The following is a 20,898-nucleotide window of genomic DNA, read 5'->3' on the forward strand; positions in this document are numbered from 1 at the left end:
AAATGAAAAAGACCAAGTTGCTAATGCTGGCTTTCCTAATTTGTGGAGCAGCATCAAGTCAGGAAATAAAAAATAAAAAATCAGATATTGATGCTAAAGTTTCTGAACTGTTATCTAAAATGACACTTGAAGAAAAAGTGGGTCAGATGACTCAGATTACCGTAACTATATTTGAAGATCCCGCAAAACCAGGTTATTTTGATGCTGCAAAGCTAAAACAAGGAATTCAGGATTATCACATAGGTTCTATTTTGAATGTACCAAATCCCGGAGCGCCAACACTTAAAAGATGGCAGGAAACTTTAACAGCAATTTCGAACGAAGCGAATAAATCAAGACTTAAAATTCCGGTTTTATACGGGATAGATGCCATTCATGGTGCAAGTTATACAGCTGGAGCAACTTTGTTTCCACAGCAAATAGGTTTAGCAGCAACATTTAATACTGACTTGGTAAAACGCGGAGCCGAAATTTCTGCCTATGAAACCAGAGCATCCTCAATTCCATGGGTTTTTTCTCCTGATTTAGATTTTCCAAGAAATCCGGCATGGTCAAGAATGTGGGAATCATTTGGAGAAGATGCTTATTTATCCTCAAAAATGGCCGTTGCATTAGTAAATGGTTTTGAAGGAAATAATAATGTAGGTTCAAAATATAGCGTTGCCTCATGTATGAAACATTACATAGGTTACGGAAGCACAACTACCGGAAAAGACAGAACTCCAAGTATTATCCCGGAAAGACTTTTAAGACAATATGATTTAACAATCTATCAGGCTGCAATAAATGCAGGTGCAAAAAGTGTAATGGTAAGTTCTGGTGAAATAAACGGAACTCCCGTACACGCAAGCAAACATTTGATTACTGACATTCTTAAAAAAGAATTGGGTTTTAAAGGAGTTGTAGTAACAGACTGGAAAGATATTATTTACTTATACACAAGACACAAAGTCGCTGAATCTAAACGTGATGCTGTTCGTATTGCAGTTATGGCCGGAATTGACATGAGTATGGTTCCCGAAGAATTTTCTTTTTATACTGATTTAATAGATTTAGTTCAAAATGGTGAAGTACCAATGTACAGAATTGATGATGCGGTAACAAGAATTTTGAGAATGAAATTTGAGTTGAATTTGTTCCAAAATACAGTAGCAGATTTAAAAGATTATCCAAAATTTGGTTCAGCAGAACACATTCAGGAAGCTTATAATACAGCCGCAGAATCTATTACTTTGTTAAAAAATAATGCTTCAGTTTTACCATTAAGTAAAAACGAAAAAATATTAGTTACAGGTGCAACCGCTAATAGCATGAAATACCTAAACGGAGGCTGGTCCTATAACTGGCAAGGTGAAAATTCAGATACATATGCAGCTGATAAATTCACAATACTGGAAGCTTTTCAAAATAAATTAGGAAAAGAAAATGTGCTTTATACACCAGGCGCTGATCTTGAAAAAGAAGATGATGCTGAAATTCAGAAAGCCGTAGAATTAGCTAAAACAGCATCAAAAATTGTTTTGTGTTTAGGAGAGAAAAATTATACCGAAACTCCGGGCGATATCAGCAATCTATATATGAGTCCGTCTCAAATAAAATTAGCTTTAGCCTTATCAAAATTAAATAAACCAATTGTTTTAGTTTTAAACGAAGGAAGACCAAGATTAATCAGTGATTTCGAAGATAAAATGAGCGCTGTTGTACAATGCTATTTGCCAGGAAATGAAGGCGGAAGAGCATTAGTAGATATTTTGTACGGAGATGTAAACCCAAGTGGAAGATTACCTTACAATTACCCAAAATATCCTAACTCATTAGAGAAATACAATAGAAAATATACCGAAAGTATTTCTGAAAATGAACAAAATAATGATGCCAAATACGAGAAAAGTTATTCTCCTCAATTCGAATTCGGGACAGGATTATCGTATACCACTTTTGCTTATTCAAATCTAAAAATTGACAAATCTGAAATCAATAATACAGACGAAGTAAATGTTTCCGTAGAAGTTAAAAACTCAGGATCAAAAGCAGGAAAAGAAGCTGTTTTATTGTATTTATCAGATAATGTAGCCAGTATTACACCTGAATTTAAAGCATTGAAAAGATTCGAAAAAATAAGCCTGAATCCGGGAGAAACCAAAACAGTAAAATTTACTTTAAACCAAAAAGACCTTCAATTTGTAAACGAAGATCTAAAATGGATTTCTGAAAAAGGAACATTCACAATTCAGATAGCAAATCAAAAGAAAGATTTTCAATTAAGATAAACAGTACTCATTCCTGCAATCCCGAAGCCTCGGAACAAAACCTTGCAGGTATTTTTAGTTTAGTAAAGTTGATTAGTTTAGAAAAAACAGCATGAAAAAATTAGTAATTATATTCCAATTGTTGCTTTCAATAGCCGCTTCTGCACAAGGATTTCTACACAGAGAGGGACAAAATATTGTTGACGGCAACGGAAAAAACGTAATATTAAGAGGATTAGGCGTTGGCGGCTGGATGGTTCAGGAAGGATATATGTTGCAAACACAACCTTTTGCAAGTCCGCAATATGTGATTAAACAAAAAATTCAGGAAGTTGTTGGAGAACAAGGAACAAAAGAATTTTATGCCGCATATAAAGCAAACGGAATTACAAAACGTGATGTAGATTCATTAGCTAAATGGGGCTTTAATTCCATTCGTTTACCGATGCATTATAACCTTTATACGCCATCAATTCAGGAAGAAAAAAATGGTGAAATTACCTGGATAGAAGAAGGTTTTACCATGACCGATAATTTACTGAAATGGTGTGCCGAAAATAAAATGTATCTTATTCTGGACTTACATGCTGCTCCGGGCGGGCAAGGAAATGATGCTGCAATTTCTGACTATGATACCACAAAACCATCGCTTTGGGAAAGTGAAGCCAATCAGAAAAAAATGATTGCATTATGGAAAAAACTCGCCTCTCGTTATAGAGATAATCCGTGGATTGGAGCATATGATATTATCAATGAACCAAACTGGAATTTTACCGGAACGAATAAAAATGGCTGTGACGAAAATTCAAACGGACCTTTGAGAGAATTAATGGTTCAGGTTACAAAAGCCATTCGCGAAGTCGATACCAACCATTTAATTTTTATTGAAGGAAACTGTTGGGGAAATAATTACAACGGAATTTTTCCTTTATGGGATGAAAATATGGCGTTGAGTTTTCATAAATACTGGAACTATAATACCAAAGAATCGATTCAGAAAATGCTGGATTACAGAACACAATATAATGTGCCAATCTGGTTAGGCGAAAGTGGAGAAAACTCCAATGTTTGGTTTAAAGATGCACTGACATTAGTAGAAAGTAACAATATTGGGTGGGCTTTCTGGCCAATGAAAAAAATCGAAAATATTGCCGGAGTAACATCTGTAACAAAAATTCCTGAGTACGATGTTTTATTGCAATATTGGAAAGATGGCGGTCAAAAACCAACAGCTGATTTTGCAAAAAAAGCTTTAATGAAAATAGCCGACAATTATAAAATGGAAAACGTAACCGTTAAGCCCGATGTAATTGATGCGATGTTCAGACAAGTGCAGACGAATGATACCAAACCGTATAAAAAACATATAATTCCGGGAAAAATTCTTGCGACCGAATATGATTTAGGTACAAATGGTTTTGCTTATCTGGATAAGGACTTTATAAATTACAGAGTAGAAACCGGAAAATTTGACGAATGGAATAAAGGAAACACGATGCGAAATGATGGTGTTGATATTTTACCATGTAAAGATTCAGGTTCAAACGGTTATCAGGTTTCCTTTATAGAAGATGGAGAATGGTTGCAGTTTACTGCCCAAGTTGTAAAACAAAACAGATACAAAGTGGCAATTCGTTATTCAAGTGAAAATTTAGAAGGAAAACTGTATCTGGAAACAGAAAACGGAAACAAATCTGAAACAATTACACTTCCCGTAACCGGAGGAAATGATAAATGGAAAGCTATGATTTTATCTGATGTAGAATTACATACAGGTGTAAATAAAATCAAATTAGTTTTTGAAAAAGGAGGATTCAATTTAAATTATTTAGATTTTTCAGAAAGCAAAAAAGCAAGTTCAAAAAAATAAGGTAAGATTTCTGAGAGTTAAGAAGATGTGTTTTTTTTGAGAGAAAAAACTTTAGTAAGTGATTGTGTTGTATTTAATATTAATTATCGAAAAATATACAATTAACATTGTTTTAAAGTTATTTTTTTTCTTTGAGGCCAGTGAAATGGTAGCTTTACGGAATTAAATTTTTTTAACATGAAAAAGATAAATTCAATTTTTGTAGTAGCAATTCTGTTTTTTGTAATTACACCGTTTTATGCTCAGAATTTAAAAATTATGAGCTACAATATCCGTTTGGATGTTGCCTCTGATGGAGAAAATGCCTGGCCGAACCGAAAAGATTATTTTGCTTCGCAAATTCAATTTTACAGTCCGGATATTTTTGGTGTTCAGGAAGCAACTCCTAATCAGGTTACAGATATAGCATTGGCTTTGCCAGGTTATAATAGATTTGGGATAGGCAGAGAAGAAGAAGGAAAAGGAGAAGCATGCACGATTTACTATAAAAAAGATCGTTTTCAGGTACAGGAATCAAACACGTTTTGGTTGTCAGAAACACCAGATAAAGTTTCAAGAGGCTGGGATGCAGCTTGTAACAGGATTTGTACATATGGACTTTTTAAAGATTTGAAAACTAAAAAAGTGTTCTGGGTTTTTAATCTTCATCTCGATCATATGGGCGAAGTGGCGAGAGTAAAAGGAGTAGAATTGGTTCTTTCGAAAATGAAGGAGATAAACACAAAAAAATCCCCTGCTTTTTTAATGGGAGATTTTAATTCAGAACCAGATACAAAACAAATTGCATCAATAAAAAAAGTAATGGATGATACCAAAGAGGTTTCGAAAGAAAAGCCTTTTGGACCAACCGGAACTTTCAATGATTTTAAACATAATGAACCTGTTACGTTGCTTTTGGATTATATTTTTATTTCAAAAAATAGCGGACTCTCAGTTCAGAAACACGCAGTTTTAAGTGATTCTAAAGATTTAAAATATCCATCAGATCACTTACCGGTTTATATAGAAATTAATTAAAACAGAATGAAAAAATTAACCACATTTACCTTGTTGATGGTCTCCTTTTTTGCCGTCGCCCAACAAGAAACAATAGATCAGAAAGTAAATGCTCTGTTGAAAAAAATGACCATCGAAGAGAAAATTGGTCAGCTAAATCAGTACACAGGAGATAATTCCGCGACAGGACCAATCACGATTAATCCAAACAAACAAGCCGAAATTAAAGCCGGAATTGTAGGATCAATGCTTAATATTATTGGTACAAAATACACCAGACAATATCAGGAACTGGCCATGCAATCCCGACTTAAAATTCCGTTGTTATTTGGTCAGGATGTAATTCATGGTTACAAAACGACTTTTCCAATTCCGTTGGCCGAGGCTGCAAGTTGGGATTTAGCTGCAATTGAGCTAGCTGCAAGAGTTGCTGCTACAGAAGCTTCTGCAAGCGGTATTCACTGGACATTTGCTCCAATGGTAGATATAGGTCGTGATCCTCGTTGGGGTCGTGTTATGGAAGGCGCAGGAGAAGATACTTATCTGGGATCTAAAATTGCTTATGCAAGAGTAAAAGGTTTTCAGGGAAATAAACTGGGTGATTTAAACTCGGTTATGGCTTGCGTAAAACACTTTGCAGCTTATGGGGCAGCAGTTGGAGGAAGAGATTATAACTCTGTAGATATGAGCGAAAGAATGTTGTGGGAAACGTATCTGCCACCTTTCAAAGCAGCGCTGGATGCCGGAGCGGCAACTTTTATGAATTCATTCAATGACTTAAACGGAATTCCTGCTACAGGAAATGCACATTTGCAACGCGATATCTTAAAAGGAAAATGGAACTTTCAGGGTTTTGTAGTTTCAGATTGGGGTTCGATTGGTGAAATGGTAGCACATGGATATTCAAAAGACCTAAAAGCTGCAGCACTTTCTGCGATTACTGCAGGAAGCGATATGGATATGGAAAGTAATGCTTACAGATATAATTTAGCAGAATTGGTTAAAGAAGGCAAAGTATCTGTAGATTTAATTGATGATGCCGTAAAAAGAATTCTTCGCAAGAAATATGAACTGGGATTATTTGATGATCCATACCGATATTCAGATCAAAAAAGAGCAGACAAAGCCTTAAATGATCCTGAAAACAGAAAAGCTGCTCTTGATGTAGCACAAAAAAGTATTGTATTATTAAAGAATGAAAAGGAGACTTTACCACTTTCTAAAAATCTGAAAACAATCGCTTTTATTGGACCAATGGTAAAAGAGTACAAAGAAAACATGGGGTTTTGGTCTGTCGAATTGCCTGAAGTTGATTATAATAAATGGATCGTTTCGCAGTGGGATGGTTTGCAAAATAAAGTAGGTAAAAATACTAAATTGCTTTATGCCAAAGGTTGTGAAGTTGACGGAGACAATAAAGACGGTTTTGCTGAAGCTGTTGCAACTGCCAAACAAGCAGATGTTGTTATTTTGAGTATTGGAGAAAGACGTGACATGAGCGGAGAAGCAAAAAGCCGAAGCGATCTTCATTTACCTGGCGTTCAGGAAGATTTGGTAAAAGCAATTCAGGCTACAGGAAAACCGGTTGTAGTTTTGGTAAATGCAGGAAGACCATTAATTTTTAACTGGACTGCAGATAATGTTCCTGCAATTGTATATACGTGGTGGTTGGGTACAGAAGCAGGAAATGCAATCGCCAATGTTTTATTTGGAGATTATAATCCGTCTGGAAAATTGCCAATGACTTTTCCCAGAGAAGTAGGTCAGATACCTATTTATTACAATCATTACAGTACAGGAAGACCGGCAAAAACCGAAAGTGAAACCAATTATGTTTCAGCTTATATTGATTTAAAAAACTCCCCTAAATTTCCGTTTGGATATGGTTTGAGTTATACTAAATTCAATTATTCAGATTTAAAATTATCTTCGGTGAAAATGAAGAATAATGAAACAATTAAGGTTTCTTTTCAATTATCAAATGTTGGGAAAGCAGCCGGAGAAGAAGTAGTACAATTATATTTAAAAGATAAATTTGGATCTGTTGTAAGACCAGTTTTAGAATTAAGAGATTTCCAGAAAGTAAAATTAAATCCAGGAGAATCTAAAACAATAGAGTTTACAATCGACAAAGAGAAACTTTCATTCTACAATAATAAATTAGAGTTTGTTGCAGAACCGGGAGATTTTGAACTAATGATTGGAGCTTCATCAGCTGATATCAAATTAAAATCTAATTTTGAATTGCTTTAATGTTAAATATTTAAAAAAATAAAATCTGCGTAAAAATATCTAAACACATAAATTTAATTTAGAAATCAAGTTAGAATTTATGTGTTAGAATAAATCAGACAATAATAAAAAAGGCTTCAAAATGAAGCCTTTTTTATTATCATTACTTTACCAGTTTTTTGAAATTAAATTTCATCAAATTCATAAAACCTTGCTCAATAATATCAATTCCAAGTCCAAAATTGCTATCTGCAACCTCGTGATGTGCATTTCTGAATTCTTCAAAATCTGCAGCCGGAATTTCTAAATTTACCAATGGAGTGTAATCAATATTGATTGTTGCGCCATTTTTTGTAACTTTTTTACGGCTCGTATAATCAAAATACGGGTTTTTTATGGTGCTTTCCTGAGTAGTAAATTTTTCTTCTACATCAATTCTTTGATCCGTATAAAGATTGATTTCATATTTTTCGTTGTCAAAATTATGCCAGAAGGCGATATCTGTGTGCAGAAAATCCCTTGCATTATTTTTAATTACATTTCGATCAAAATACATCAGGAAACGATTCTTTTGCGAGTCTGCAAAATAAGGATCTTCAACAGTCGCTTTATACTGAATAGTGTATTCGTTCAATTGTTTGTCATCGCTTAAAGCTTCAATTGTTGCCTCTTTGAATATGTTTCTGACATCAGTTCCGTTTCGGTCATTATTGTAATTCAGCGTATAAAAAAAGAAATTATTCCAGCTGTCTATGATTTCTCTTTTATTTGTATTTTTAAAATACTTACGCATATAATTTGCACGATTTCCTTTGTAAGTAGTCGTTAAAGAGAGTTTTCCAATGTTATTCTCCACATTAAAATCAGCCTTTTCATTTATACCGTAGTATGGAAATCTATGTGGTTTTTTTAACTGTAAATCCTGATTTGGTTTAACTTCTAAATAATGCATGAAATAAATGAATCCACGATTTTCAATCAATCCAAATTCATCACGACTTGTAGCATCGATAAAATAAGTTTCACCTTTATAATCAATTTTTACAATTACATGATTAAAAGTAAGTAATGAAGGCAAGTAATATTTCAGGTAATGATCTGTATTAAAATTAACCAAAACTACAGAAGAATCTACCTTAATATAATCTAAGACCACTTTTAATAAAACTGATTTTGCCTTGCAATCTCCTTGTTTGTTTTGATATGTTACAGAAGGTTCCTGAGGTTTGTGACCGTTCATTTCATCTGCATTAAAAACATAATAAACATGATTTTGAACATAATCTATTGCAAACTGCAATTGCTCATCTTTGTTGGTAATGGCATCCAGTTTTTCGACCAGATTTGGTGCAAAATCCTGTAAAGAAGCCTTACTGTACACATCTTCATATAAAGGAGAAATATAATTAGATAAATCGATCCAGTTACTGTCAGTCGCAAAATCAATAAAAGGAGCAACCTCACGATTTGTATCAACAAAATTGATGTAATTTTCTCTTTCGATCGTAAATTTTTGTCCTTTTTCTAAAGAACTGATCTCCGGTGCCAATACATTTCCTTCTTCATCCCTGAAAAAAGTTTTTTTATAGGCGATTGCTTTCTTACGATCATTGATAAAAGTAAATTTATAACTTCCGTAAGCCCAATATGTACTTGGACTCACCCAAACAAATTTTAAAAATTCCTTGCGCAAAAAGTCACGTTCAGTAAATATTTTTACTCGCGAATCTTCCATTATTAAAACATCATAAAGACGTAAATCCTTAATGGTAATATTTATTTTTTTATTGCTGCTCAAAACACCACCATCACTTTGGTTTTCGCTATCAAGTACTTTAATTTTTGTGTCAGCAATTTTATCGATTAAAACACCTTCTCTTAAAACACTTATTCTATGTATGATATAGGTTTCGTTTTCTTCGACCACGACATCCATTACTGATGCGTTTTCGAGATTAGAGGGTTCGTTAAGCGTATAAGCTACGCAAGCATATTCACTATTTTCTTCATCATTTGTATAATAAATTTTATCTAAAAAATAGCAATAATCTCTTCCTTCATCTATCTGTTTACTTGCAAAATCTGATTCTTTAATGTAATCAATAAGTTGATTGTCATCAATATTAGCAGCCCATTCTGCCGGCTTTTGAATTTTGTAATTCTCTGATTGAATAAGATTTTCCATCGTTGTTTTTTATTTTTTCAAATTATTAATGTAAGTATCCTCATTTATTTTGTTCAGCCTTGAGTGGCTGGAATTTCAAGGAATACGAACTGATTGTGCAAAAATTAATGTGTTTAATTTTCTTAATAAATTTGCATCATTTTATTGACATTGACAATTCAAATTAAAAAAAATATCTGTTTTTATTACTGTTGAACTTTAAATTTAAGTGTAAATAAAAGATTTTTTAATACTTACGTTTTGACTTTTAGGCATTTGTATAAAGTGTTTTTTATGTAAAATAAAACTGATAATTTTTTGATCGCATAAAAAAACCTCGCTTTTTCAGCAAGGTTCAATAAATTTCAGACCAGTAATTTTGGATAATTCAGATCAATCTTGATTAATCTGATAAAATTGTCTTAGAAATTATTTCAAAACAGTATGTATAAAATCCATAGCGCCTATTCCTTTATAAGACGCAAACAGTGCTTTATCGAAAGCTTCACGTTTTGTTTTTTTATCTTTTGCCTCAGTTTCAACAATCATCTGGTTGAAAATTCTTTCCTGCTCCTCACTATATTTTAAAGAAGCTTCTAACAAATAAGTCTTCGAAACAAAACCGAACGAAGTCCAGATTTTTGTTCTGATTTTTTTATTTAAATTTTTTAACGGATTGGTAATCATATCTCCTGCATTAACTTTCGACTTTTTTAATTGAAATAAATAAATTACAAATACAACAAATCATGTAATATTATTCTTTATATAAAACAAAATAATAACAAATTATTTTTTAAATGTGTTATAATGACGCAATGTAATTATTTTTTTGATTCGATTTTAATTTTAAGTGAAAATTGTGATTGATATATTTTTGAAATTTCATCTTTTTTTGCAGAGTTAAAAAACTCAATAATCAGAAAATGTTTCTCATTTGTAAAAATGCCTTAAATTGCATCTCATTTAAAGATGAAACAGATTTAAGAAAAATGAAATGGCGAAAGGAATAATAGAAGATAACGAAAATTACCAACCGGGACTCTCGATTGATTGTGTAATTTTTGGTTTTCATGATAATCAGTTAAAAGTTTTATTGATTAAAACTCCTTATGAAGAAAAATGGTCTTTACCTGGCGGATTTATTCCTATTGATCAGGATATAGATACCGCGGCAGTAACGGTTTTAAATGAACGTACAGGTATAGATGGTATTTTCCTGCGACAATTTGCGACCTTTGGAAAAGTAAAACGCAATGATAAACATTTTGGCAAAGCAGTTTTAGAACATTATGAAATTCCTGAAGAAAAAGGAAAATGGTTCACACAACGTTTTGTAACTATTGGATATTATGCCCTGGTTGATTTTTTAAAAGCCATTCCGCAAAAAGAAAACAGTCAGCAAATTATAGAATGGATTGACCATAAAGAAGTTCCTGAACTTATTTTAGATCATAAAAAAATTCTGGATAAAGCACTGAACACCCTTAGAATCGAATTGAATTTAATGCCAATTGGATATAATTTATTACCTGAAAAATTTACCATTCCGGAACTTCAGAAATTATATGAAACAATTTTGGATAAAAAACTGGACAGAAGAAATTTTCTTAGAAAAATAACCAACATTGGAATCCTGACAAAACTGGATGAAAAGAAAAGTAATGTGGCACATAAAGCACCAAATTTATACACTTTTGATAAGGATAAATATGATGAGGTTCTTAAAAATGGTTTGAATCAGGGTTGGTAAAATATAGCTAAGCTAAGTAAACTCACCAGAAACCCGACAGGTTTCAAAAACCTGTCGGGTCTAATAAATCAGTACGAAATGGTAAATATTGAAACATTTAGAAAATTAGCTTTAGCGTTTGAAAATGCCACTGAAGAATCACATTTTGAGAAAACGTCTTTCCGAATCAACAAAAAAATATTTGCCACTTTTGATGAAAAGAATAATTGGGCCGTTTTGAAATTAAACGAAATCGATCAATCTGTTTTTTGTGCGTCAGGCGAAATGATTTTTTATCCAATACCCAATAAATGGGGAAAACAGGGCTGGACAATTGTTGAACTTTCTAAAGTAAGAGCGGAAATGTTCGAAGATGCATTAAAGCTTTCTTATGACAATGTTGCATCAAAAAAAAGATAATCTACAAACTGATAAACCTGTTAGGTTTAATCAACAATCGTTCTAAAAGTCAAATTTACTCTTGGTTTTAATGTTGTTTTTGTTGGTGGCAATCGATGCAGCCAATGTGTTTGTGTGGTATCTTTCATCACTAATAAACTCCCATGTTCTAAAATTAGAGAAACAGTTTCTTTTGTTTCTTTATGCTTAAAAGCAAACTTGCGTTCTGCACCAAAACTTACTGAACCAATGGCGCCATTTTTCTTTAAATCTTTTTCGGCATCGCTGTGCCAAGCCATTCCTTCATCGCCGGAATGATATAAATTTAGTAAACAAGAATTGAATGTTTCTCCTGTTTTTTCTTCAATAACGGCTTTTAGTTTCAATAATTCCTTTGTCCACGGAAGCGCTTTTTTTGTGGTATTCGAATACGTATATTCAAAACCTGAATCTCCGTACCAGGCTACTTTTCGTTTTGTAACAATTAATTTTCCAAAGATAATAGCTTCATCATTTTTCCATTCGATAGTATTCAAAAGAACATCCAAATAATGATTGGAATCTTCTCTTGAGAATAATTTTCCGTAATAATTGACAGTTCCGTCTTTAGGAAGCAAATTCGTAGTTTCGTCAGTTTCAGGATTAAATAAGTCCATTTTTCCAGTTTTGATATTCGTTTTTCATGCAATGTCCGCAAGGTCTGAAACCATTTTCGATGGCCTCATTTTCAGATAAAAAGAAAACCCGATTTTCTTGTTTCATTCTTTTTCCTGACGAACACTTTAAAGTTCCGTAGATTTTTAGTTTTCGGTTTCCACCAAAGCAAATTTCTGCATTTTTAATTTTAATTCGAAGATCACGGTCGAGAATTTTATTGTGTTCAATCATTTGTTTTATAGATATTTTTTACCGTAGAGACGCACAGCCGTGCGTCTAACGTTAGGTAATTAATCATGTCGAGAATCATTGCGGAGACGCACTGCTGTGCGCCTCTACAGATATGCTGTGTGTTGAAACCTCTGAACCTTAACTTAACGCATCATGAAAAATAATGCCCAATGTATGTCTTTCTCCGGAATGAATTTCGCTGACACCGTGTTTCATATTGACACGATAATATCCTTTTGTACCTTTTACGGGTCTAAAATTAGTCGTAAAAATCAAAATATCGCCCTTTTTAGGTTTCAGGACAATCGCTTTCGATTGTGCTCTGGGGGTTTGCTGCGTTAATACAAATTCACCGCCGGTAAAATCTTCGTCAGGTTCGTTTAGAAAAATCACAATTTGAATAGGAAAATAAACATCGCCATACAAATCCTGATGTAAGGTATTAAAACCACTTTTACCATATTTTAAAATTAAAACAGTTGCTTTGAATTGATTATTTGCATGACATTGTTCTAATAATTTTTCATGAGTTTCAGGAAAAAAGGTATTTATATTCAGCACTTTCATCCACGCATTTGCAATTGGGGCAAGTTTAGGATAAATGGATGTTCGAATTGTCTGAATCAAATCAGGCAACGGATAATTAAAATATTTATATTCGCCCAAACCAAACCGATAACGTTCCATTACAACTGTTTTTCGGTATAAATTTGGATTGTCATAATCGAATTTTAAGTCTTCACATTGTTCGTTATCGAGTAGATCTGGGATAATGGCGAATCCATTTTCGTGCATAGATTCAGTGATGCTTTCCCAATTAAGAGAAGCAATTTTTGATTGTATATTCTGCATCTTTATAGTGTTGCTATTTCACAAAATATGTTTGATAATTCTTCTGGTTTACTAAAAAAAGGAGAATGGCTGGTTGGCATACGATATACTTTTTCGCAAATAGTTTCAGTATACATTTTTCTTTGAATGAATGGTGTTACGGCTTTATCCTCAGTACATTCTATATAAAAGCGAGGAACGCTGCCATACTTATCTTCGGATAATTGTAAAGGTGTAATTCCTGTCGCTATAGATTCATGACTCAATAATAGCTTTGCCATTTGTGTTATAGAATCTTCACAATCATGATACAGACCTTCTTTATAGATTTCTGTTTGCAAAGTATGTGAATTTAACTCTGGAAATCGGGTTACATACGGTTTTAAAACACCACCAATATCCTGAATAGAATATTCGCTTTGGGTTTTGCCATTCGGAATTAAATAGGCAGCGAGGTAAATCAATTTCTCTATTTTTTCAGGTCGGTATTCCGCAACTTGCGAAATCATAATTCCATTTTTACTATGTCCAACAAGTATTACCTGTTCATCCAAACTATCAATTAATGTGCAAATTTTCTCTACCGAAGTTTTTAATGTTACTTCCTGAATTGGTGTTTTGTCTCTTCCCATTCCGGGTAAATCTATTGCAATTGCTTTATGACCTTTGCTTTCTAAAACAGGAATAACTTTATGCCAATTCCAGGCGTTATGCCATGAACCATGAATTAAAATAAATGTTTTCATCTCTATTAAATTTAATATTTATGAGACAAAATTACCTTTGCATTCAGGAAAATAAAATCTGTTTCTTGCTCAATTACAAACTAATTTGCGCACCTTCCCAGCCAATAATAGCCGTTTTTCGGGTGTTTCCCCACATATATCCGCCAAAGGTTCCTGAAGCTTGAATTACGCGATGACACGGAATTAAAAAAGCTACAGGATTACTGCCAATTGCAGTTCCAACAGCTCGTGAAGCATTAGGTTTTTCGATTTTTTGCGCAATCGAGCCATAAGTAGAAAGTTGTCCCATTGGAATTTTGAGCAACGTTTCCCAAACTTTCAATTGAAAATCGGTTCCTTTTAAATGCAGTTTTATTTCAGGCAATTTACTCCAGTCATTCTGGAAAATAAAAAGTGCATTTTGCTGTGCTAAATCTAGTTTTCGTGAGAATGTTGCATTTGGAAATTTGTTTTTTAAATCCTCAAATCCAGTTTCTTCATCTTCGGCGAAAGCCATAAAACAAACTCCTTTTGATGTAGAAGCAACGATAATATTCCCAAACGGACTTTCGGCGAAACTAAAATTAATGTCTAAATTTTTACCGCCATTTTTATATTCCGCAGGAGTCATTCCCTCAATGTTTACAAACAAATCATGCAGACGGCTTGTTCCTGACAATCCGGTATCAAAAGCTGCATCAGATAAAGTGACCTGATTACTTTCTTTTAGAATTTTTTTGGCGTGTTCAACACTTATATATTGCAAGAATTTCTTCGGACTTGTCCCTGCCCATTCTGTAAATAAACGTTGAAAGTGAAACGGACTTAAATGTACTTTTTCAGCAACCTCATCTAAGTTAGGCTGTTCCTTAAAGTTGACTTTAATATAATCGATGGCATCCGCGATACGATTATAATTGATGGTTTCCTGTGTGTTCATTTTTTTTCAATTTTATAATACAAATATCGACAGGATTCTTTGGCTATAAAATCCGAAACTTGCGGTGTTTTTTTTCTTAACCGCAAAGTGCGCCATGTTTTTGCTCGCAAAGTCGCGAAGTCGCAAAGTTTTTTCGCAATATTGTCACCCTTAGCGAAGTCGAAGGGCACAAAGCATGTCGACAAAGATTGACTTAAACCTTAAAAATAAATCTTTGCGTTTCTGCGACTTTGCGAGAGATTTACTAGGCTAGTATTGAAATCATTTCTTTAATAATATTAATGCGCCGTAGTTTTAGAAAAAACATTGATTACAACAACTCCAATCATAATTAAGGTTAAGCCAATAATTGCAGGTAAATCCGGAATTTGTTTAAAGAAAATAGCCCCTATAAAAGTAATCAAAACAATGCCGACTCCAGACCAAATTGCATAAGCAATACCAACAGGAATGGTTCTAATGGCAAAACTCAAAAAGTAAAAAGCAGCAAAATAACCAATAATTGTAATAATACTTGGGATAAGCTGTGTAAATTGTTCGGATTTTTTTAATGCCGAAGTTGCAATGATTTCGAATATAATGGCAATGCCCAGAAAGAAGAAGTTTTTCATATTTCACGTTTTTTACAAAGTTAAGCTTTGTATTGGAGTTAAATTAAAGATTTATTTTTTCTATTGTTTTATTTATAGGTTTTTTCCTGTTTTAATAATATGTTTGCTTTCGTAATAAATTGAATTATATGAAAGTAAAAATTTCCGAAAATAAATATGTTTTAAATACAATAACAATTGTGATTATTTCCTATGTGTGTATATTTCTTTATGCTTTTAATACTATATCTGTAATAGATTTTTTAAAAGTGTTTTCGCTTATTGTCTTAATTTCTATTTCATGCTTTGTTTTTGGAGGAGCATTGGGGTTTCTGTTTGGAATTCCTAATCATAAAGATGCGGATATGAATGATAGATTTGAAAGAAATACATCTTTACGGCAAATTTCAGATTGGCTTACAAAAATCATTGTCGGGATCACTTTAGTCGAATTGAAAAACATTTTTACTTTTTTCAAACAAACAGTTTTAATTATTTCAAAACTCATAAATACTGATTTATCAATTAATGTTTTGGTTGCTGTAATAATAATTGAATTTATAATAATTGGTTTTGTATTAATTTATATACTTACAATTACGGTATTTTTTAAAGACTTAGTTGATAGTGATAATACAATTTTGACCTTATTATCTAATCTTAATTTAGATCCTAGTGATATGAAAATTACAGATTTGATAGAGGATGATAGTAAATTTATTAGTGAGGAGAAAAAATCTCAGATATTAAAATACGTTTCAAAAAATGGAATTAAGGTTGATAATATTTATTTAGCAAAACGTTTAGCTAAAATATTATATCAAATGAAAGAATATTCAAATTCTGCTGCTGCTTATTCATGGGCATTTAATTTAAATAATGATGATATTTCTTTAAAGATAAATGAAGCTTTTATCAGAAGTAAATTTTTAAAACAATTTGAATCATCAAATTCAATTTTAAAAGAATTAATAAGTAAAAACAATAATTTGGCTATTCCTTTTTATAATATGGCTTGTAATTTTAATAGAGAACTAAGAGACTTGATTAATAATAGTATTAATGATGAAAGTTACATATTAAATTTGCGTAAGGAAGTAGAGAATAATTTAAAAGAAGCTTTTTTAAGAGATAGAGGTCTTTATATTGAAGCAATTAAGGATTCTGAGCTTGATGGAATTGACATTAAATCAATTTTTAATGGTGTAGAAAGAAACGAGTGATTCATTTGAAATAAATGTTAATTAATATTGTTTTATGTATATTTTTTATACATTTGAATACTAAACTAAAAAGTATGAGCGATTTAACCACAATTTAAATAATGCTAATTAAAATTGCATTTTTTGATCTAAAGTTATTTTATAAATAAAACAAAAACCACTTCGTACGAAGTGGTTTTTTTGTTAAAAGACTATAAATTATTTTAGATTGTCTTTCCCTACTGAGACACTGATTAACACATATCCATTTTCAGTTCTTAGAAACTCAAAATGATCTTGTTTTTCGTTTTTATTAGAAATTACAATATTTTTTACAGGATATTTCCAGTCTTTAGGCTGATTGCAATTATTAAAGTATTCTTCAAATTCTTTTCCTTCGTAGATAAATTGATTTAAACTTTCAGAAAAAATATGATAGTCGCAATTTTTAGTATTGAGTTCTGCTAACTTGGCTTTTATAAGTTTATAATTTTTATTGATGAATGTAGTTTTCGATTCACTTATCCAGCCATTTGGTTCTTTCCAATATGTAATTTTATCATAAGAAAATCTCAATAAATTATCTTTTGAGAGATCAGTAAGTATATTGTTTTTTAGCCAGAATTTAAATTCTTTGTCAAAATTTATAAACGAATAATATTGTCCGTCAACACCCAGAAAATTTTCTCTTATTGCATCTTTACTTGGCTCTTTTGATTTTTGTAGAGAATAAAAATTGAGTTCGTCGTTATATCCAAAATTTTCGATTAGGATTTTATTATTGGTATCAAGAAGATATTCTTTTCCACCTGACCAATAAAAATGTCCGTCTCCGCCTGGATCCATTATTTTAACAGCGCCTTTTAATGCGATAATCATTCCGTTTCTTACTCGTGTAAGATCACTGTATTCGGTAGGAATTACAATTTTTCCATCACCGTTAAACAATCCCATTTTGTCTGTTTTATAATCTTTAAAACGAATAAAACCTTCGTTCTCGCAATCTGGTCCATTATCAAAAACGTACAAGCTATCGCGGCCTGTTATTTTGCCGGATTTAGTTAGATAGTAACTTTTCCAGCTTTCATTTACTTCTTCAGAAACTACGATAATATCATCAAATTTATTGGCAGAAGTTAGTCCCATAAATTTGGGTTCTATTTTTACTTTACCGCTTTTGTCTTTAAAACCTATATGCGTGGTGTCTTTGTCCCAAAATGAAATCCAGGTATCTTTATTTTGTGCAAATAAAAAAGAGGTTGTAAAAAACAGTGTATAAAGAAGGATACTTTTTTTCATGAGATTTATTTATCGAATATGAATTTCAACTTCATTGTTTTTGGCTTCATCAAAACAATCAGCACATAATATTTTAAAGTCAGCGTTGGTTTGAAAAACATCAGTCCATTCTTCGCCATTGTCAAGAAGCCATTGTTCGCATTCTCCACACCAGGCAATTTGCGGAAGATCTTCTTCGGCTTCTGAATAAAAAAAGCCAACCTTTTGTTTTAAGTCTATTGACATCGCAATATGAATACACGCAAAAGACATGTCTTTTGAACCATGTTGTTCACATAAAACTTTTTCAATCATGTTTTATTGTTGTGGATTTAGGGATAAAGTGAATTTTCTTTCAAATATATTAAATGTAATCTGGAATTATATCTCAAATCAAAAAAAGAACCCCTATAAGTTTTTAAAAACTTATAGGGGTTAAATAGGTATTAAATAAGATAATCTATCCCGAAGTTCGGGACAGAAATCTAAATTTTACTAGTATCTGTAGTACTCTGGTTTGAAAGGACCTTCAACCGGAACACCAATATAAGCAGCCTGATCGTCACGTAAAGTTTCCAATTCAACGCCTAATTTAGCTAAGTGCAAAGCAGCAACTTTTTCATCTAAATGTTTTGGTAACATATAAACGTCATTGTTGTAAGCAGCGCTGTTTTTCCATAATTCGATTTGTGCCAAAGTTTGGTTTGTAAATGAGTTACTCATTACAAAACTTGGGTGACCTGTAGCACAACCAAGGTTTACTAAACGACCTTCAGCAAGAATGATGATATCTTTTCCAGCGATAGTATATTTGTCAACTTGAGGTTTGATTTCGATTTTAGATGCACCGTGGTTTTTGTTCAACCAAGCCATATCAATTTCGTTATCAAAGTGACCAATGTTACAAACAACAGTTTTGTCTTTCATTTGCTCGAAGTGCTCTCCAAGAACGATATCTTTATTTCCTGTAGTTGTAATGATGATATCAGCATTAGCAATTACAGTGTTTAATTTTTTAACTTCATAACCGTCCATTGCAGCTTGTAAAGCACAAATTGGGTCAATTTCAGTAACAGTTACAATAGATCCTGCACCTCTGAAAGAAGCAGCAGTTCCTTTTCCAACATCACCGTATCCACAAACGATAACTCTTTTTCCAGCTAACATTAAGTCAGTTGCACGACGTACAGCATCTACAGCAGATTCTTTACAACCGTATTTGTTATCAAATTTAGATTTAGTAACAGAGTCATTAATGTTGATTGCAGGCATTGGTAAAGTTCCGGCTTTTACTCTTTCGTAAAGTCTGTGAACTCCAGTTGTAGTTTCTTCAGACAATCCTTTGATTCCAGGAACCAATTCTGGGAAACGATCAATAACCATGTTAGTTAAATCTCCACCGTCATCAAGAATCATGTTCAATGGTTTTCTGTCTTCACCAAAGAATAAAGTTTGCTCAATACACCAGTCAAATGATTGCTCATCAAGACCTTTCCAGGCATAAACCTGAATTCCAGCAGCCGCAATAGCAGCAGCCGCCTGATCCTGAGTAGAGAAAATGTTACAAGAAGACCAAGTAACTTCTGCACCAAGAGCGATTAAAGTTTCGATCAAAACTGCAGTTTGGATAGTCATGTGTAAACATCCGGCGATACGAGCACCTGCAAGAGGTTGTTCGTCTTTATATTCAGCACGAAGCGCCATTAAACCTGGCATTTCAGCTTCAGCTAATTCAATTTCTTTTCTTCCCCAAGCCGCTAGAGAGATGTCTTTTACTTTGAAAGCCACAAAAGGCGTAGTTGTAGTACTCATTTATAGTATATTTGTAATTGTAAAATTTTTGCAAATTTACGTAATAACTTTAGAATTTTTACTATCTTCTGTAAGATTTGTGAAATGTTTAATTTCTTAATCTTTTGAACTTTAGCTAAATAATTTACCTGAGATAAGATGATTATGAGAACCAGGAGCTGTTTCCTGCAGTTCGCTATATCTTTTCCTTGCTAAAGAAGCAAGAAAAAGGATGCCGCTTCCATCAGGGCTAAAAGATCAGACATTTGATAAACATTAAGATTTTAAAAGTAACGAATAATTTATAATTAACCATTTATAATTCAGAATTAAAAAAGCATGCCTTTATTTCAAACCATACAATGCAACGAAACGACTAAACTTTTAATCTGGGAAATAACAGAACCTTTTGAAGAGTTATTGAGTAAGGTAGTTTTAAAAGAAAAAACACAGCTTCGACTTAACGGGATGAAGTCACAAATGCATCAGTGTGCTTTTTTGAGTGTACGTATGTTGATTCAGGAAATGGGTTTTACAGATAATGATTTGCATTATGACGAATTTGGAAAACCTTATTTTGATTGTCATAATTATATTTCAATTACACATTCGCACAATTTTGCAGCAATAATTGTAAGCCATGAAACAGTAGGTATCGATATGGAATTACAGCGCGAAAAAATCCTTCGTATCGCTGATAAATTTGTCGATGGTGAATTCGATTATTTAAACCCGGATTTTTTAGAAGAATACATAAAAAAGCTTACTATTATTTGGGGGGCGAAAGAAGCTATATTTAAGATAAGAAACGAAAAAGGGATCAGTTTTAAAGACCATATAAAAGTTGGAAATTTTTCTCTTAACAAAAATCAAACCGAAGCAAGTCTGCATTTTGATAACCTGGTTAAAGATTTTGATGTTCATTATCAGGAAATCAAATCAAGTACTTCAGGGCAGGACTTTACTTTGGTTTATGCTTTTGAGAAGTAGTTTTTAGTCTCAGTTTTCGGT

Annotated in this window: 19 protein-coding genes; 8 read left to right on the forward strand and 11 right to left on the reverse strand. The window is 32.6% G+C overall.

Features of this window, described 5'->3' with window-relative positions:
• The first annotated feature begins 2 nt into the window (after nt 1–2).
• The 4 genes from BXU01_RS11870 to BXU01_RS11885 all read left to right on the forward strand — a co-directional run bounded on the left by BXU01_RS11870 (nt 3) and on the right by BXU01_RS11885 (nt 7,368).
• On the forward strand, nt 3–2,270 hold the full coding sequence (locus tag BXU01_RS11870; RefSeq protein WP_083693407.1) for a glycoside hydrolase family 3 N-terminal domain-containing protein: 2,268 nt from the start codon (nt 3–5) through the stop codon (nt 2,268–2,270).
• A 91-nt stretch (nt 2,271–2,361) separates the two neighbouring features.
• A complete protein-coding gene (locus tag BXU01_RS11875) occupies nt 2,362–4,119 on the forward strand; it encodes a cellulase family glycosylhydrolase (protein WP_083693408.1) in 1,758 nt (585 codons plus the stop codon).
• Nucleotides 4,120–4,296: 177 nt separating this feature from the next.
• A complete protein-coding gene (locus BXU01_RS11880; protein WP_083693409.1) occupies nt 4,297–5,136 on the forward strand; it encodes an endonuclease/exonuclease/phosphatase family protein in 840 nt (279 codons plus the stop codon).
• Between the two features lie 6 nt (nt 5,137–5,142).
• Complete coding sequence (locus tag BXU01_RS11885) at nt 5,143–7,368, forward strand: glycoside hydrolase family 3 N-terminal domain-containing protein (RefSeq protein ID WP_083693410.1); 2,226 nt, start codon at nt 5,143–5,145, stop codon at nt 7,366–7,368.
• A 142-nt stretch (nt 7,369–7,510) separates the two neighbouring features.
• Here the strand turns inward: BXU01_RS11885 and BXU01_RS11890 are convergent, their stop codons facing one another.
• Together BXU01_RS11890 and BXU01_RS11895 are read right to left on the reverse strand one after the other, a co-directional pair.
• Nucleotides 7,511–9,532 (reverse strand): DUF3857 domain-containing protein, encoded by a 2,022-nt coding sequence (locus BXU01_RS11890; RefSeq protein WP_083693411.1) that lies wholly within the window; start codon nt 9,530–9,532, stop codon nt 7,511–7,513.
• Between the two features lie 408 nt (nt 9,533–9,940).
• Nucleotides 9,941–10,198 carry a hypothetical protein gene (locus BXU01_RS11895; RefSeq protein WP_083693412.1) on the reverse strand — a complete coding sequence of 86 codons (258 nt, stop codon included), beginning with the start codon at nt 10,196–10,198 and terminating at the stop codon, nt 9,941–9,943.
• Nucleotides 10,199–10,508: 310 nt separating this feature from the next.
• Between BXU01_RS11895 and BXU01_RS11900 the strand changes: the two genes are divergently transcribed.
• Nucleotides 10,509–11,264 carry an NUDIX domain-containing protein gene (locus tag BXU01_RS11900; RefSeq protein WP_083693413.1) on the forward strand — a complete coding sequence of 252 codons (756 nt, stop codon included), beginning with the start codon at nt 10,509–10,511 and terminating at the stop codon, nt 11,262–11,264.
• Nucleotides 11,265–11,342: 78 nt separating this feature from the next.
• Nucleotides 11,343–11,663 carry an MmcQ/YjbR family DNA-binding protein gene (locus BXU01_RS11905; protein WP_083693414.1) on the forward strand — a complete coding sequence of 107 codons (321 nt, stop codon included), beginning with the start codon at nt 11,343–11,345 and terminating at the stop codon, nt 11,661–11,663.
• Nucleotides 11,664–11,689: 26 nt separating this feature from the next.
• Here the strand turns inward: BXU01_RS11905 and BXU01_RS11910 are convergent, their stop codons facing one another.
• The 6 genes from BXU01_RS11910 to BXU01_RS11935 all read right to left on the reverse strand — a co-directional run bounded on the left by BXU01_RS11910 (nt 11,690) and on the right by BXU01_RS11935 (nt 15,637).
• Nucleotides 11,690–12,298 (reverse strand): alpha-ketoglutarate-dependent dioxygenase AlkB, encoded by a 609-nt coding sequence (locus tag BXU01_RS11910; protein ID WP_083693415.1) that lies wholly within the window; start codon nt 12,296–12,298, stop codon nt 11,690–11,692.
• A complete protein-coding gene (locus BXU01_RS11915) occupies nt 12,285–12,530 on the reverse strand; it encodes an Ada metal-binding domain-containing protein (RefSeq protein ID WP_083693416.1) in 246 nt (81 codons plus the stop codon). The genes BXU01_RS11910 and BXU01_RS11915 overlap by 14 nt, the downstream gene beginning before the upstream one ends.
• A 138-nt stretch (nt 12,531–12,668) precedes the next feature.
• Entirely contained in the window at nt 12,669–13,382 is a 714-nt protein-coding gene (locus tag BXU01_RS11920; RefSeq protein WP_083693417.1) for a 2OG-Fe(II) oxygenase, read from the reverse strand.
• A 2-nt stretch (nt 13,383–13,384) separates the two neighbouring features.
• A complete protein-coding gene (locus BXU01_RS11925; protein WP_083693418.1) occupies nt 13,385–14,107 on the reverse strand; it encodes an alpha/beta fold hydrolase in 723 nt (240 codons plus the stop codon).
• Nucleotides 14,108–14,180: 73 nt separating this feature from the next.
• On the reverse strand, nt 14,181–15,026 hold the full coding sequence (locus tag BXU01_RS11930; RefSeq protein ID WP_083693419.1) for a methylated-DNA--[protein]-cysteine S-methyltransferase: 846 nt from the start codon (nt 15,024–15,026) through the stop codon (nt 14,181–14,183).
• Between the two features lie 278 nt (nt 15,027–15,304).
• Entirely contained in the window at nt 15,305–15,637 is a 333-nt protein-coding gene (locus BXU01_RS11935; protein ID WP_083693420.1) for a multidrug efflux SMR transporter, read from the reverse strand.
• Nucleotides 15,638–15,765: 128 nt separating this feature from the next.
• Between BXU01_RS11935 and BXU01_RS11940 the strand changes: the two genes are divergently transcribed.
• Nucleotides 15,766–16,839, forward strand: a complete 1,074-nt coding sequence (locus tag BXU01_RS11940) for a hypothetical protein (RefSeq protein WP_083693421.1) — start codon at nt 15,766–15,768, stop codon at nt 16,837–16,839.
• A gap of 198 nt (nt 16,840–17,037) precedes the next feature.
• Here BXU01_RS11940 and BXU01_RS11945 read toward each other — a convergent pair whose 3' ends face one another.
• The 3 genes from BXU01_RS11945 to ahcY all read right to left on the reverse strand — a co-directional run bounded on the left by BXU01_RS11945 (nt 17,038) and on the right by ahcY (nt 19,908).
• Entirely contained in the window at nt 17,038–18,117 is a 1,080-nt protein-coding gene (locus tag BXU01_RS11945; RefSeq protein ID WP_083693422.1) for a WG repeat-containing protein, read from the reverse strand.
• 9 nt (nt 18,118–18,126) lie between these two features.
• On the reverse strand, nt 18,127–18,411 hold the full coding sequence (locus tag BXU01_RS11950; protein WP_083693423.1) for a hypothetical protein: 285 nt from the start codon (nt 18,409–18,411) through the stop codon (nt 18,127–18,129).
• A 180-nt stretch (nt 18,412–18,591) separates the two neighbouring features.
• Entirely contained in the window at nt 18,592–19,908 is a 1,317-nt protein-coding gene (ahcY, locus tag BXU01_RS11955; protein WP_056245149.1) for an adenosylhomocysteinase, read from the reverse strand.
• A 318-nt stretch (nt 19,909–20,226) separates the two neighbouring features.
• On the opposite strand from ahcY, the gene BXU01_RS11960 reads away from it, so the two are divergent.
• Nucleotides 20,227–20,877: a 4'-phosphopantetheinyl transferase superfamily protein gene (locus BXU01_RS11960; protein ID WP_083693424.1), complete on the forward strand. Its 651-nt coding sequence runs from the start codon at nt 20,227–20,229 to the stop codon at nt 20,875–20,877.
• Nucleotides 20,878–20,898 lie beyond the last annotated feature (21 nt).

Source organism: [Flexibacter] sp. ATCC 35103, from assembly GCF_001975985.1.
GTDB lineage: Bacteria > Bacteroidota > Bacteroidia > Flavobacteriales > Flavobacteriaceae > Flavobacterium.

Coding starts and splice junctions, on each gene's coding strand:
- BXU01_RS11870 (WP_083693407.1), top strand. CDS start 3: ATGAAAAAGACCAAGTTGCTAATGCTGGCTTTCCTAATTTGTGGAGCA.
- BXU01_RS11875 (WP_083693408.1), top strand. CDS start 2,362: ATGAAAAAATTAGTAATTATATTCCAATTGTTGCTTTCAATAGCCGCT.
- BXU01_RS11880 (WP_083693409.1), top strand. CDS start 4,297: ATGAAAAAGATAAATTCAATTTTTGTAGTAGCAATTCTGTTTTTTGTA.
- BXU01_RS11885 (WP_083693410.1), top strand. CDS start 5,143: ATGAAAAAATTAACCACATTTACCTTGTTGATGGTCTCCTTTTTTGCC.
- BXU01_RS11890 (WP_083693411.1), bottom strand. CDS start 9,532: ATGGAAAATCTTATTCAATCAGAGAATTACAAAATTCAAAAGCCGGCA.
- BXU01_RS11895 (WP_083693412.1), bottom strand. CDS start 10,198: ATGATTACCAATCCGTTAAAAAATTTAAATAAAAAAATCAGAACAAAA.
- BXU01_RS11900 (WP_083693413.1), top strand. CDS start 10,509: ATGGCGAAAGGAATAATAGAAGATAACGAAAATTACCAACCGGGACTC.
- BXU01_RS11905 (WP_083693414.1), top strand. CDS start 11,343: ATGGTAAATATTGAAACATTTAGAAAATTAGCTTTAGCGTTTGAAAAT.
- BXU01_RS11910 (WP_083693415.1), bottom strand. CDS start 12,298: ATGGACTTATTTAATCCTGAAACTGACGAAACTACGAATTTGCTTCCT.
- BXU01_RS11915 (WP_083693416.1), bottom strand. CDS start 12,530: ATGATTGAACACAATAAAATTCTCGACCGTGATCTTCGAATTAAAATT.
- BXU01_RS11920 (WP_083693417.1), bottom strand. CDS start 13,382: ATGCAGAATATACAATCAAAAATTGCTTCTCTTAATTGGGAAAGCATC.
- BXU01_RS11925 (WP_083693418.1), bottom strand. CDS start 14,107: ATGAAAACATTTATTTTAATTCATGGTTCATGGCATAACGCCTGGAAT.
- BXU01_RS11930 (WP_083693419.1), bottom strand. CDS start 15,026: ATGAACACACAGGAAACCATCAATTATAATCGTATCGCGGATGCCATC.
- BXU01_RS11935 (WP_083693420.1), bottom strand. CDS start 15,637: ATGAAAAACTTCTTCTTTCTGGGCATTGCCATTATATTCGAAATCATT.
- BXU01_RS11940 (WP_083693421.1), top strand. CDS start 15,766: ATGAAAGTAAAAATTTCCGAAAATAAATATGTTTTAAATACAATAACA.
- BXU01_RS11945 (WP_083693422.1), bottom strand. CDS start 18,117: ATGAAAAAAAGTATCCTTCTTTATACACTGTTTTTTACAACCTCTTTT.
- BXU01_RS11950 (WP_083693423.1), bottom strand. CDS start 18,411: ATGATTGAAAAAGTTTTATGTGAACAACATGGTTCAAAAGACATGTCT.
- ahcY (WP_056245149.1), bottom strand. CDS start 19,908: ATGAGTACTACAACTACGCCTTTTGTGGCTTTCAAAGTAAAAGACATC.
- BXU01_RS11960 (WP_083693424.1), top strand. CDS start 20,227: ATGCCTTTATTTCAAACCATACAATGCAACGAAACGACTAAACTTTTA.